At 32.6% G+C, this 13,961-nt stretch carries 16 protein-coding genes and 1 other annotated feature; of the genes, 15 read left to right on the top strand and 1 reads right to left on the bottom strand.

Going from position 1 to position 13,961, the window contains the following annotated elements; all coding sequences use genetic code 11:
* Nucleotides 1-30 precede the first annotated feature (30 nt).
* Nucleotides 31-1,149, top strand: coding sequence for a 30S ribosomal protein S1 (gene rpsA / locus ACFWM3_RS11815; RefSeq protein WP_390311460.1), 1,119 nt, complete (start codon nt 31-33; stop codon nt 1,147-1,149).
* A gap of 47 nt (nt 1,150-1,196) precedes the next feature.
* On the opposite strand, the gene ACFWM3_RS11810 is transcribed toward rpsA, so the two are convergent.
* Entirely contained in the window at nt 1,197-1,334 is a 138-nt protein-coding gene (locus ACFWM3_RS11810) for a YpzI family protein (protein ID WP_082459340.1), read from the bottom strand.
* A 127-nt stretch (nt 1,335-1,461) separates the two neighbouring features.
* Here ACFWM3_RS11810 and ACFWM3_RS11805 point away from each other — a divergent pair, with 127 nt between their 5' ends.
* The 14 genes from ACFWM3_RS11805 to aroA all read left to right on the top strand — a co-directional run.
* Nucleotides 1,462-2,052, top strand: coding sequence for a YphA family membrane protein (locus tag ACFWM3_RS11805; RefSeq protein ID WP_056466720.1), 591 nt, complete (start codon nt 1,462-1,464; stop codon nt 2,050-2,052).
* 132 nt (nt 2,053-2,184) lie between these two features.
* On the top strand, nt 2,185-3,495 hold the full coding sequence (gene der, locus ACFWM3_RS11800) for a ribosome biogenesis GTPase Der (RefSeq protein ID WP_056466717.1): 1,311 nt from the start codon (nt 2,185-2,187) through the stop codon (nt 3,493-3,495).
* A 20-nt stretch (nt 3,496-3,515) separates the two neighbouring features.
* Complete coding sequence (locus ACFWM3_RS11795; RefSeq protein ID WP_335413476.1) at nt 3,516-4,571, top strand: NAD(P)H-dependent glycerol-3-phosphate dehydrogenase; 1,056 nt, start codon at nt 3,516-3,518, stop codon at nt 4,569-4,571.
* 131 nt (nt 4,572-4,702) lie between these two features.
* Nucleotides 4,703-4,972: a stage VI sporulation protein F gene (locus ACFWM3_RS11790; RefSeq protein ID WP_056466710.1), complete on the top strand. Its 270-nt coding sequence runs from the start codon at nt 4,703-4,705 to the stop codon at nt 4,970-4,972.
* A 443-nt stretch (nt 4,973-5,415) separates the two neighbouring features.
* Nucleotides 5,416-5,613: a DUF2768 domain-containing protein gene (locus tag ACFWM3_RS11785; protein ID WP_056466707.1), complete on the top strand. Its 198-nt coding sequence runs from the start codon at nt 5,416-5,418 to the stop codon at nt 5,611-5,613.
* Nucleotides 5,614-5,633: 20 nt separating this feature from the next.
* The gene (locus tag ACFWM3_RS11780; RefSeq protein ID WP_390311459.1) at nt 5,634-6,350 is read left to right on the top strand and encodes a hypothetical protein; all 717 of its coding nucleotides are present in this window, start codon (nt 5,634-5,636) and stop codon (nt 6,348-6,350) included.
* Between the two features lie 196 nt (nt 6,351-6,546).
* The gene (gene spoIVA, locus ACFWM3_RS11775; RefSeq protein ID WP_390311458.1) at nt 6,547-8,025 is read left to right on the top strand and encodes a stage IV sporulation protein A; all 1,479 of its coding nucleotides are present in this window, start codon (nt 6,547-6,549) and stop codon (nt 8,023-8,025) included.
* A gap of 472 nt (nt 8,026-8,497) precedes the next feature.
* Entirely contained in the window at nt 8,498-8,770 is a 273-nt protein-coding gene (locus ACFWM3_RS11770; protein ID WP_056466694.1) for an HU family DNA-binding protein, read from the top strand.
* A gap of 243 nt (nt 8,771-9,013) precedes the next feature.
* A complete protein-coding gene (gene folE, locus ACFWM3_RS11765; protein ID WP_056466689.1) occupies nt 9,014-9,586 on the top strand; it encodes a GTP cyclohydrolase I FolE in 573 nt (190 codons plus the stop codon).
* Nucleotides 9,587-9,761: 175 nt separating this feature from the next.
* The gene (locus ACFWM3_RS11760) at nt 9,762-10,433 is read left to right on the top strand and encodes a heptaprenyl diphosphate synthase component 1 (RefSeq protein ID WP_056466687.1); all 672 of its coding nucleotides are present in this window, start codon (nt 9,762-9,764) and stop codon (nt 10,431-10,433) included.
* A 41-nt stretch (nt 10,434-10,474) separates the two neighbouring features.
* Nucleotides 10,475-11,185, top strand: a complete 711-nt coding sequence (locus tag ACFWM3_RS11755) for a demethylmenaquinone methyltransferase (RefSeq protein ID WP_056466685.1) — start codon at nt 10,475-10,477, stop codon at nt 11,183-11,185.
* A gap of 44 nt (nt 11,186-11,229) precedes the next feature.
* Nucleotides 11,230-12,192: a heptaprenyl diphosphate synthase component II gene (gene hepT, locus ACFWM3_RS11750; protein ID WP_056466682.1), complete on the top strand. Its 963-nt coding sequence runs from the start codon at nt 11,230-11,232 to the stop codon at nt 12,190-12,192.
* Between the two features lie 226 nt (nt 12,193-12,418).
* Complete coding sequence (ndk, locus tag ACFWM3_RS11745; RefSeq protein WP_025671395.1) at nt 12,419-12,865, top strand: nucleoside-diphosphate kinase; 447 nt, start codon at nt 12,419-12,421, stop codon at nt 12,863-12,865.
* 233 nt (nt 12,866-13,098) lie between these two features.
* Nucleotides 13,099-13,325, top strand: a binding site (T-box leader).
* A 106-nt stretch (nt 13,326-13,431) separates the two neighbouring features.
* A partial coding sequence (aroA, locus tag ACFWM3_RS11740) for a chorismate mutase (RefSeq protein WP_390311457.1) occupies nt 13,432-13,961 on the top strand: 530 nt, incomplete at its 3' end.

Genomic DNA, 13,961 nt, shown 5'->3' with positions numbered 1-13,961 from the left:
CCATTTTTAAAACATAAGGAGGAATATGACATGGTTGAAAAAGTAATGCCAGAAGTTGGGGAAATTATCTCTTGTGTAGTAGAACAAATTGAAGATAAGCAAGCAATCGTAGGTTTCGGTGGAAAAACAGATGGTATTCTTCCAATAAAAGAAATTTCAAACGTACATATCGAAAACGTAAGTGACGCGCTAACTGTTGGACAAGAAATTGAATTAAAGGTTATTAAAGTTGAAGAAGATACAGTTGTATTTTCTAAACGTGCCGTAGATTCAGTTAAGGCTTGGGAACAATTAGAAGGAAAATTAGCTAGTAAAGAAGTTTTTGAAGTAATCGTTACAGAGCAAGTAAATGGTGGACTAATTGCAGACGTAGGCGTTCGTGGATTTATTCCAGCTTCACTTGTTTCAAAAAAATTCGTTGAAGATCTAGGAGGCTTTGTTGGTCAATCGCTTGAAGTAGTAATTGAAGAACTAGATCGCGAAAAAAATCGAGTAATCTTATCTCATAAAGCTGTTGAGCAATTAAATGAAATTGAAAATCGCCGTCAAGCATTTTCTTCTATTAAAGTTGGGCAAATCGTTGAAGGTAAAGTAGAAAGATTAACAAATTTCGGTGCTTTTGTAAATATTGGTGGAATAGATGGGCTAGTCCATGTATCTCAAATGTCTCATAAACGAGTTACAAAACCTGAAGAGATTGTATCTGTAGGAGATACTGTAAAAGTTCAAGTTCTTTCAATTGACACAGATACAAACCGTATTGCTTTATCAATGAAAGCAATTCAGCCAGGACCATGGGATCAATTAAATCCAAGCATTAAAGCCGAGGCGGTTATCGAGGGGACTGTAAAACGTCTTACAAACTTTGGTGCATTTGTAGAAGTACAAAATGGAATTGAAGGATTAGTTCATGTTTCCCAAATTGCTGATAAGCATATTAAAAATCCAAACGAAGTCTTAACTGTTGGTCAAGAAGTAAAAGTAAAAGTTTTAGAAATTAATCCTACTGAAAAACGCTTATCATTAAGCATTAAAGAAGCTGGTGAAGCTGAACTTCAAGAGGATATTGCTAGATACGTACAACCAAGTGAAAGTGGTTTCCAATTAAGCGAACTACTTGGTGATAAGTTAAATAAATTTAAAAAATAATAAAAAATCCTTCAGCCATTTGCTGAAGGATTTTTATTTAGAACACTTTAGTTATGCTGATTTTCTGCTCTTGCCTCTTCAGGTGTGTCTAAACGTGTAGCACCTTTATAATGTATGCTTTGATCTCGATCAGATTCAACTCTTCGAGATTGTTTAAGTTTCTTTTCTTGACGATCTTTTCCCACTCGATTCACCTCCAAAAAAATCTCATTTATAGATTCGTTTTAAATGCAACTTCTTATACACTTTCTTTTCGATTTGATTATTTTTGAATATGAATTGTTCATACTAGTACTATTAGGAGGTTTTTGTGTGCAGGGTAGTTTATTTATATTTACTTCTTGGATTATTGTTTTATTTCTTTTGTTTTATAGGGATCGAACTAAGAAGAATTTCTTGTATTTATCTGGAGTGCTTATATTAATTAGTTGTTCAGCTTATACAATTGATCTATTTTCAATTGAAATAAATCTTTCATATATCATTATAATTTTTATCATAAGCTACTTTATTAGTTTATTAAATTTAATTGAGCAAATAGTTCATTTCTTTAAAGGCTTGATTATAGGAATGACATATAGTGTAGTTACACTGCTATCGATTTATGATCCTGCAAGCTTTTTTATTGATGAGAGAATAATTAGTTCATTTTTAGTATTACTACTTACTTTCTTTTTAAGTAAATCCTATTATGACAAAATTCGTTATATAACAATCGGTCTAGTTCAGGGAGAAATTTTTAATTATATTACGTTTAAGTCGATTGATTTTAAATATATAATTGGAGATTTAAGTTGGTTTGATACATTATTAATGTCTATTTTATTATTGTCAGCAATTCAATTCATAGTAATTTACGTATCAAAAGTAAGTCTCAAAAATAGAAAATTACTAAAAAGTTGAAGTGTATTGGTTTTTTCTCGTATTTTTTGTTAAAATAGATAAGTTATTTAAATAAATCAATTTTTAATACTAAACTAAAACTCATTTAGATGATTTAAATGGTACATAGTTATGCTAGGAAGGATGAATTAAATGTCTAAACCGACAGTTGCTATAGTTGGACGACCAAATGTAGGGAAATCAACTATTTTTAATAGGGTAGTGGGAGAAAGAATTTCAATTGTAGAAGATATTCCAGGAGTTACTCGTGATCGTATTTACAGTTCAGGAGAGTGGTTAAATCAAGAATTTAGTTTAATCGATACAGGTGGAATTGACATCGGTGATGAGCCATTTTTAGAGCAAATTCGTCAACAAGCTGAAATCGCAATTGATGAAGCGGATGTTATTATTTTTCTAACAAATGGACGTGAAGGTGTTACAGCGGCAGATGAGGAAGTTGCTAAAATCCTTTATAAAACAAAAAAACCGGTAGTATTAGCCGTTAATAAAGTCGATAATCCTGAAATGAGAAGCGATATTTACGACTTTTATGCATTAGGTTTTGGAGAAGTATTTCCAATCTCAGGTTCACATGGTTTAGGAATAGGTGATTTACTTGATGAAGTTGTAAAACATTTCCCTGAGCAAGAAGATGATAATTACGATGAAGAGACAATTAAATTTAGTTTAATTGGACGACCAAATGTAGGGAAGTCATCTTTAGTAAATGCATTATTAGGTCAAGAACGTGTAATTGTAAGTAATGTTGCAGGAACTACACGTGATGCAGTCGATACGCCTTATTCAAAAGATGGCCAAGACTATGTCATTATCGATACAGCTGGTATGAGAAAAAAAGGTAAAGTTTATGAAAGTACGGAAAAATACAGCGTATTACGTGCTTTACGTGCAATTGAGAGATCAGATGTCGTCTTAGTTGTATTAGATGGTGAAGAAGGTATTATCGAACAAGATAAGAAAATCGCTGGTTATGCTCATCAAGCAGGTAGATCAATTGTTATTGTTGTAAATAAATGGGATGCAGTAGAAAAAGATGAAAAAACGATGAATGATTTCATTGAAAACATTCGAGCACATTTCCAATTCTTAGACTACGCTCCAATTGTATTCCTATCAGCTAAAACGAAGAAACGAACTCAAACTTTATTACCGATGATAAATAAAGCATGTGAAAGCCATAGTTTACGTGTTCCAACAAATGTACTAAATGATGTTATTATGGATGCAATTGCGATGAATCCAACACCTACACATAATGGACAAAGATTAAGAGTGTATTATGCAACTCAAGTAGCAATTAAACCACCAACATTTGTTGTTTTTGTAAATGATCCTGAATTACTTCATTTTAGTTACGAGCGTTTCTTAGAAAATCGTATTAGAGATGCTTTTGATTTCGAGGGATCTCCAATTAAGATTATCGGTCGTGCACGAGCTTAAATTCGAAATATGGATTCTTTATGAAGGGGAGTGTTGATTTGGAAAAAATCGCTGTTTTAGGTGCAGGTAGTTGGGGAACTGCTTTAGCCATGGTTTTATCAGATAATGGGCATACGGTTACTTTATGGGGAAATAAATCCGAACAAATAAATGAAATAAATGAACAACATACGAATAAAAGATACTTACCGGAAATTAATTTACCTCAAAATTTAAAGGGATCGGTTAATTTAAAGGAAGCAATCAATGGGGCTAACTATATTTTGCTTGTTGTACCGACTAAAGCAATAAGAGAAGTTTGTCAGCAATTAAATAATGAATTAACGAACGAGGTTACGATCATCCATGCAAGTAAAGGGATTGAGCCAGACACATCTAAGCGTGTTTCTGAAATGATCTCTGAAGAAATTGATTCGAAATTCTTAAAATCGGTAGTAGTATTATCAGGACCAAGTCATGCTGAAGAAGTTGCTTTAAGACATCCAACGACTGTAACATCGGCATCAAAAAATATGGAAGATGCGGAAATTGTTCAAGAATTATTCTCAAATGGTTATTTCCGTGTATACACAAACGAAGATGTAATCGGTGTAGAAATTGGTGGAGCATTAAAGAATATTATCGCACTTGCTGCTGGTATTACTGACGGACTTGGGTATGGCGACAATGCCAAAGCTGCATTAATGACACGAGGACTTGCAGAAATAATTCGTTTAGGCAAGGCTATGGGAGCGAATACTCAAACTTTTGCTGGTTTAACTGGAATGGGCGACTTAATCGTAACTTGTACGAGTGTCCATAGTCGTAACTGGAGAGCCGGTAATTTATTAGGGAAAGGCAAATCTTTAGACGAAGTACTAGATAATATGGGTATGGTCGTTGAAGGAGTTCGCACGACTAAGGCTGCATATCAATTAGCAAAACAAGTAAATGTAGAAATGCCAATTGTTAATGAATTACACGCAGTTTTATTTGAAAATAAAAATCCTAAATTAGCAGTTGATGCACTGATGTCTCGTGTAAAAAAACATGAAGGCGAAAGTACTTCAAATTATATAAGCGATCTTACCGAGTAATTAATTTATATAGTCAGATTAAAAGCATTAAAACTTTGTTTTAGTGCTTTTTCTTTTATGGACTAAAATAGGCGTTTCACCATTTCTCTTTTTTTGCATAGCATATTTGTATAGAAAAGAAGGAGGTTTGAATGGTGACTAATAATAATCCAAATGGTTTCTTCGATAAAATTGAAAAGAAAGCAAATGTAAGCAAATCAGATATTTTTAAAGTCGCTGATTCAGTAAAAGATGCAAACTTTAAAGATGAAGCAACTGTTAGAAAACTAGTTCGTCAAATTGCATTGATGACAGGTCGTCAAGTTTCTAAGGAAAAAGAAGACAAAATCGTTCAAGCAATTGTTACAAATAATATGCCATTAGATTTTCAATCATTAACAAATATGTTTAAACAAAAATAATTGGGCTTATTCTTCAGCGATGTATTTAGTGCATAATCATACATTTTCGCATAATATAGAATGACTTATACCGGATGTATTCTGGTGGGTGTTAGTCGAAGAAGATTACGAAGCAATTGCCCCAGTTTGCTTCGAAGAAAGAAGGAGTATATTTTTACTTTTTCTTTCTTTTTATTTTGCACTTTTAAATATGTGAATGGTCCTGAGTGCCTCCTTGGTTCGTTTTAACAAGGAGGTATTTTGATGGTGTTTGTTAAGGTGTAACTAGTGAATTTGTTCTAATGGATTTTTTATGAAGCAAAGAAATAAATTAATAACTTCCAAGTATACTTAAGCATTAAATAAGTCGATAATGTCTTAATAGGATTAAAAAAGATTTTAATTCAAATCATGTGATTATTTTGATACTATAATAATGGTAGAAAATACATAGGGGGAACATAATGAACGCGGCACATATTAATGAAATTATTTCTTTTGTAGGAATCGGCTTAATGCTTTTATCATTATTTTTAATTTTCTTGAGTAGAAACAAAATAAAAATAAAATTTTTAAAAATGATTACAGCCTTCATTGCATATATGTCTTTAATTATTTCAGGGATTTTAATTACATATATCGTGTTAAGCTGGCCTAGTTAATGAGAATAAAGGGGACTAACATGAAAAAGCTATTTCTTTCCATTCTAATGTGCTTTGTAATTAGTTTATTAAGTGGCTGTTTATATCCACAAGATAAACTTGCACAAAATCAAGTACCATACGATGATCAATTGCAATCTGTTCAAACTGCAGTTAATAAATTTAAGGAAAACAATTCAGGAATGTTACCTATAAAAAACAAGGATATGAGTACACCAATTTATATTAAATATCCAATTGATTTTACAAAACTAACACCTGGCTATTTAAGTGATGCACCTGGTAATTCTTATGAAAATGGTGGGATCTTTCAGTACGTATTAATAGATGCAGAAAAGAATCCGACGGTTAAATTAGTCGATCTTAGAATTGCAGAAAAACTAAGAGATGTATCCTTAAGAGTAGAAGTTTATAAAGATAAACATACATACCCACCAATCAAGAAAACATTGGCTAATGGTGTTTTTCTATTAAACTATAAAAAGATGGGTTTCAAAGAAGAACCGTTCGTAGTCAGTCCTTATAGCAATAAGAACTTACCAATCATAATGGGGAATGATGGGGAGTTTTATGTTGACTATTCAACTGATTTATATGCAAAAATTAAAGAAGCGAAAAATTATAAATTCGGTGAAGATATTCGTTCTATTTTAGTAAAAGACTCTCCAATCGTGCCTGCATACTCACTTCCATATACGATTAAAGATGGACAACCGGTGTTTTTAGAACAAAAATAAATAATATAAATCATAATCCTTTGATAAAAGAATACATTTTATCGAAGGATTTTTTTATTTGATCCGAAGTGAGTAAAAAGAAAAAATAAAAAATCTTGTCATAACTCACTAGGACAACATCATAGAATGATATTGTCATAGGTATACTACTTCAAGTCAATTATTCCCATGTATTGATAAATCGGGAGGGGAACACATGGAAAAGATAGATATTTTTAAAGACATTGCCGAGCGCACAGGAGGAGATATCTACTTAGGTGTTGTAGGTGCCGTGCGTACTGGTAAATCAACATTTATTAAACGCTTTATGGAAGCAGTTGTAATCCCTAATATTCAAAATGAAGCGGATCGTGCTAGAGCACATGATGAATTACCTCAAAGCGCTGCAGGTAAAACAATAATGACTACTGAACCAAAATTCGTTCCGAATCAAGGAGTTAAAATTCATGTAGCGGATGGGTTAGATGTAAATATTCGATTAGTAGATTGCGTTGGTTATAGTGTGCCAGGAGCTAAAGGGTATGAGGATGAAAATGGTCCTAGAATGATTAGCACTCCTTGGTATGAAGAACCGATTCCATTTAATGAAGCGGCGGAAATCGGTACAAGAAAAGTTATTCAAGAGCATTCAACAATTGGAGTTGTTGTAACAACTGATGGCACAATTGGAGAAATAGCTAGATATGATTATATCGAAGCAGAGGAAAGAGTAGTTGCTGAATTAAAAGAAGTTGGAAAGCCTTTCATTATGGTGATCAACTCTTCTCAGCCATATCATCCTAATACAGAGGCACTTAGACAAGAACTATCTGATAAGTACGATATTCCTGTCATTGCATTAAGTGTTGAAGCAATGCGCGAAGGAGATGTAATGAACGTACTTCGCGAAGCCTTATATGAATTCCCAGTCCTTGAGGTGAACGTAAACTTACCTAGCTGGGTATTAGTTTTAAAAGAAAATCACTGGCTACGCCAAAGCTACCAAGAAGCAATACAAGAAACAGTTAAAGATATTAAGCGATTAAGAGATGTAGACTATGTAGTTGGCCAATTTAGTGATTATGAATTTATTGAACATGCACAACTAGCTGGAATAGATATGGGTCAAGGGGTTGCAGAGATTGATTTATCTGCACCAGATGAGTTATATGATCAAGTCTTAAAAGAGGTTGTAGGAGTAGAAATTCGCGGAAAAGATCATTTATTAGAATTAATGCAAGATTTCGCTCATGCAAAACAAGAATATGATCAAGTAGCAGATGCTTTAAGAATGGTTAAACAGACCGGCTATGGAATTGCTGCACCTTCACTTTTAGATATGAGCTTGGATGAGCCAGAAATTATACGCCATGGTTCAAGGTTTGGGGTGAAATTAAAAGCAGTAGCACCTTCTATTCATATGATTAAAGTTGATGTCGAGTCAACGTTTGAACCAATCATCGGAACTGAAAAACAAAGTGAAGAACTTGTTAAATACTTAATGCAAGATTTTGAAGATAATCCATTATCAATTTGGAACTCAGATATATTTGGACGTTCATTAAGTTCAATCGTGCGTGAAGGCATCCAAGCGAAACTTTCTCTAATGCCTGAAAATGCAAGATATAAATTGAAGGAAACTTTAGAAAGAATTATTAACGAAGGAAGTGGCGGTTTAATTGCAATTATCCTTTAATTATTAATTGATCAGGTGGTAAAAACCATCTGATTTTTTTTGTGTTTGCTATAAATAAAGGTTAATCTTTAAAAAATCTAATCGTTATTTTTATTTAAGGAAATGAAATTTGAAGAAAAAACATAGAAAATTAGTAAGATAAAATAAATAACATTCGACAAATTTCAACAAAAGTTAATTTATTAAAAATCATCAAAAAAATTAAAAAAATGCCAATTAATACAGTAATCATCGTACTTTCACGAGACCTTGTAACAAAATTGAAGACGAAACATGAATTTTTCAGAAAAATCACCACCTGTTTTCGAGTAATTCCAACATTTTCTTATAAAACATATTGAAAAAAGCCGTAGAATCGTATAATATAAGGCATGACAAAGAAATTAATTGGAATTTGTTGTATAAAATTTAAAATTTTGGTCACAAATGAAATTAAGAAACATTTCTAAAATTTTGGGAGGAGGTGAAAGACATGAACAAAACAGATTTAATCAATGCAGTTGCTGAAGCTGGTGAATTAACTAAAAAACAAGCTACTTTAGCAGTAGACGCTGTATTCGAATCAATTCTTGGTGCGTTACAAAACGGGGATAAAGTACAATTAATCGGATTTGGTAACTTTGAAGTTCGTGAGCGTGCAGCTCGTAAAGGACGTAATCCACAAACTGGCGAGGAAATCGAAATCGCAGCTAGTAAAGTTCCAGCTTTCAAACCTGGTAAAGCGCTTAAGGATGCAGTAAAATAATTACATAATTTAAGCGAAAAAGAAGGATGCTAATAAAAGCATCCTTCTTTTTTTGCTAAAAAAAGTCCAAAAAGTCCCATGATTTTGGGATCAATCATTAATTTTGGACATAGAAAGCGTTGTTTTTAGGTGATCTTAAAGAAAGTATCCTTCTTTTTTTTGCCTATAAAAAAAGAATTATGTTAAAATAAAACGAATCTGATAGTGAATATTAGAATTTTTTTTAGCATGGGGGATACATTAATGAATGAAGTTAATTTAGAAAAAATTGAACAAGCGGTTCGTCTAATTCTCGAAGCTATCGGTGATGATCCAAATAGAGAAGGAATTTACGAAACGCCAAAGCGAGTTGCGAAAATGTATGCTGAAGTATTCTCTGGTATGCGCCAAGATGAAAAAGCTCATTTACATAAAGTATTTGGTGAAGATCATGAAGAATTAGTTCTTGTAAAAGATATTCCATTCCATTCAATGTGCGAACATCATCTATTACCTTTTTACGGAGTTGCTCATGTAGCGTACATTCCTAGAAATGGTAGAGTAACTGGTTTAAGTAAATTAGCCCGTACTGTAGAAACAGTAGCTAAAAGACCTCAGTTACAAGAGCGTATTACTGCCTCAGTAGTAGATGCTATTATGGAAGTTCTACAACCACACGGTGCAATGGTAGTTGTAGAAGCTGAACATATGTGTATGTCTATGCGTGGAGTAAGAAAACCAGGCTCAAAAACTGTTACGACTGCAGTTCGTGGCTCACTTAAAGAAGATGTGCAAGGAAGAAATGAAATACTTGCAATGATTCATTCAACTAAATAGAATCTAATAATCAAAAAGCAGGGCGTTTGACAGGCAGTCTAAAAAGCCGGAAGTCCTGCTTTTTTTAAAATATTCATTATAAAATAATTCAAGTTGATTGAGCAATCAACTTATACCATCTAAAATACTTATGGTATAATGAAAAAATCAGTTATAAATGGAATGGATGGAAATAATGAATAGTATTCACGAGTTAAAAAATGAAGTAATCACTCAAATCTTACATACGATTAAACACCCATATTTAAATCAACATCTGCAAGCACCGACAATTGATGATGTAAAGGTTACTTTATTAATAAATTTATTAAATGATCACAATTTTACGAGTGATAAAATTGTACATTACTGTAAAGCCTTGATGATTCATCAAATTGCATTAGATACTCATGAAAAGGTATCCACATATGAAGGTACTCCAATGGATCGTGAGAAGAAACAATTAACCGTTTTAGAAGGAGACTTATATAGTGGACTATACTACGATGCTCTGTCTAAAACTGGGGAAATTGGTTTAATTCGAGAACTGTCATATGCTGTTAAAGAAATGAATGAAGAGAAGATCAATCTAGTTCACGAACAATTTAGTTCTTTAGAAGATCTTTTCAACTGTATAACTGTAATCGAATCAACTATACTTGTACATTTTGCAAAATTTATTTCAGCAGAAGAATCTATAAAGCATATTGAGCAAGAATGTTTAATGTCAAGATTGAAAAAAGAATTCGAACAATCTTCAGTTGAAAACTACTCTGATTTTATTTCTCAATTTCAAAGAATAATGGGGATTGTTGATTTAGCTAAAACAAAAGAAGAATTATCAAAAATAATACAATTACAAAATTAATCTACATAGAAGTAATCGTAATTAGTTTAGTGGGGGTTTATATGACTCAATCAAAAGAAGAACGCGTACATGACGTGTTTGAAAAGATTTACAATAAATATGATACAATGAATGGTATTATTAGTTTTAGACGACATATTGCTTGGCGCAAACAAACTATGAAAATTATGAATGTTCAAAAAGGTATGAAAGCGCTTGATGTATGCTGTGGTACTGGTGAATGGACAATTGCACTTGCAAATACAGTTGGAAAAGACGGAGAAGTAGTAGGATTAGACTTTAGCAAAAATATGCTATCAATTGGTGAAGAAAAAGTTAAAAATATGCATTTGGACCAAGTAAAATTAATTCATGGCAATGCTATGGAGTTACCATTTGAGGACAACTATTTTGATGTCGTTACAATTGGATTTGGTTTAAGAAATGTTCCAGATTATTATCAAGTGTTGAAGGAAATGACAAGAGTCGTGAAACCTGGGGGTATTGTTGTGTGTTTAGAAACATCACAACCGACTGCATTTGGTATTAGACATGTGTATAAAGCGTATTTTAAATACATCATGCCGATTTTTGGGAAAATATTTGCTAAAAGCTTTAAAGAATATTCTTGGCTACAAGAAAGTGCAAGCACGTTCCCAGGAATGAATGAACTTGCAAATCTTTTCAAAAAAGCAGGATTAGAAAAAATAAAAATTAAACCTTATACTTTTGGTGTAGCAGCAATGCATTTAGGTGTTAAACCAAAAAGCTAGTTACAAAAAAGCGAGAAAATGGGATGAATAGTAAGGTGAACGGAATGAAGGTTAAATGGAAATATTCTTATTTAAAAAAGGACATTAATGAGATTGAAAGCACGCTTCATAAAGTAGTTAATTCTTCACAGCCAATTTTGAAAAACGCTTCTGTACAGTTGCTTGAATCTGGTGGTAAAAGAATTAGACCAGTTTTTGTATTGCTTAGTGCTAAATTTGGACAATATAACCTTCAATCGATTAAAAATGTAGCAGCTACTTTGGAAATCATACATATGGCATCATTAGTTCATGATGATGTAATTGATGAAGCTAGTTTACGAAGAGGTAAACCGACAATCAATTCCACTTACAATGATCGTGTTGCTATGTATGCAGGGGATTTTTTATTTGCAAAAGCATTGGAATGTATGTCAGAAATCGAAATCCCATTGGCCCATCAAAAATTATCTGAGACTATTTTAGAGATTTGTTTAGGTGAGATTGAACAAATAAAAGATAAATATAATTTTGACCAAAATTTAAAATGTTATTTAAGAAGAATTAAACGAAAAACTGCACTTTTAATTTCAGCAAGTTGTGAAATTGGTGCAATTGCATCAGGAGCCTCTCCGGCTTTTCAAAAGTGTTTAAAAGATTACGGATACTATTTAGGTATGTCCTTTCAAATTATGGACGATATTCTTGATTTTACGGCTTCTGAGAAAGAATTAGGAAAACCATCAGGTAGCGATTTAATCCAAGGGAATATTACATTACCTGTCTTGTTTGCGATGAATGATTTAGCTCTTAAAGAGAAAATTGAATCCGTTTATGAAGGAATCGATCCGGAATCTGTAAAACCTCTTATCAATCAAATTCGTAAAAGTACATATATTAAAGCAGCAAGAAAAGTCAGTGAAGCATATTTACAAAAATCTTTAAACAGTATCAATAGCCTTCCTAATAGTGAAGCAAAGGAAATGTTAATATTAATTGCTAAAAATATTGGAAATCGAAAAAACTAGAGGCGGGGAAAATGCTAGTGCATTTACAACTGCCTCTTTTGGCTTTTTAGATACGTATAGAACTCCCGTTAATCAGTTATATTGATTAAAGTTAATGAATAATCTGGAAGCGATTTCAATTTTTATAATATAACAAGATTTTAAACTATTGATAATTTTATAAATTGATGTTACTATTCTAACTGTGTTGTTTATACATAATTGAAATCAAGTGAGGTAGAGCATAATGGAAAGAACTTATTTAATGGTAAAACCTGATGGTGTACAACGTAACTTAATTGGTGAAATCGTTTCACGTTTCGAAAAAAAGGGTTTCCAATTAGTTGGAGCTAAATTAATGCAAGTGAGTAAAGAACAAGCTGAAACTCACTATGCTGAGCACAAAGAACGTCCTTTCTTTGGTGAATTAGTAGACTTCATCACTTCAAGCCCAGTATTCGCTATGGTTTGGGAAGGCGAAAATGTAATCGCTACCGCTCGTCAAATGATGGGAGCAACAAACCCTAAAGATTCAGCACCAGGAACAATCCGTGGAGAGTATGCTGCAACTGTAGGCAAAAACATTATCCATGGTTCAGATTCACCTGCTAGTGCAGAACGTGAAATCGGTATTTTCTTCAATCAAAATGAATTAGTTGAATACTCTAAGCTTATTAAAGAGTGGGTATACTAATAAATAAAAAGTTTTAGACAAAGAAGTCAGCATAATTGCTGGCTTTTTTATTTTGGAAATGATTAAAATCTAGATCTGTGGATCAATTTTCGTATTAACTTAGTAGAATCGTTATGAGTAAGCAAAATAGTGAATAAGTTATAAATTGTAAAAAAATAATACATTGACAGCCTCTTTAAATCTGCTTATAATCATCATTAATAACTTTTTTAATGAATCTTTTGACAATTAAATATATTGCGATGATAAGGGCACAGTAGGCATAACTTCCCTGTTTAAGAGAGCTGACGTAAGCTGCGAGTCAGTACATATGGTATGCTGAATTACATTCTTGGAGCAATTTCTTTTTCATTTATTGAAAATAGAAACGGTCGTTTTGATCGTTAACAAAATGAAGGTGGTGAACAAAAGTTTTGTTCACAACTAGGGTGGTACCGCGATTAATTAATTCGTCCCTACTGTTTATTCAGTAGGGGCTTTTTGTTTTTATTTTTTACATGCCTACTACTTGATGAAAAGTAGAGGTGTTGGACATTAGAATTTTTAAATTTAAGGGGGAAAAGGAAATGAGTACAAATAATGAATTAATAAATTTACGTGATAAGGTTGATGAGATTAATTTAAAAATCGTTGAATTATTAAACGAGCGTGGAAAAGTTGTTCAAGAAATTGGTCAACAAAAGATTAAACATGGTATCAAGCGTTTCGATCCAGTTCGTGAGCGTGAAGTGTTAGATATGATTGCAAATGTAAATGAGGGCCCTTTTGAAACGTCAACTTTACAACATATTTTCAAGACGATCTTCCAAGCAAGCTTAGAACTACAAGAGGATGATCACAGAAAAGCTCTTTTAGTTTCAAGAAAGAAAAAGCCTGACAATACAATTGTTACAGTGAAAAATGATATTGTCCTTGGTGATGGTTCTCAATCATTTATTATGGGACCGTGTGCAGTTGAGAGCTACGAACAAGTACGTGCAGTAGCACAAGCTATGAAACAGCAAGGTTTAACAATGATGCGAGGCGGTGCATTTAAACCTAGAACTTCTCCATACGATTTCCAAGGTCTTGGATACGAAGGACTACAAATTTTAAG

This window comes from Gottfriedia sp. NPDC058432 (assembly GCF_042721555.1).
Taxonomy (GTDB): domain Bacteria; phylum Bacillota; class Bacilli; order Bacillales; family Bacillaceae_G; genus Gottfriedia.
This window is presented reverse-complemented; position numbering and strand designations above follow the sequence as displayed.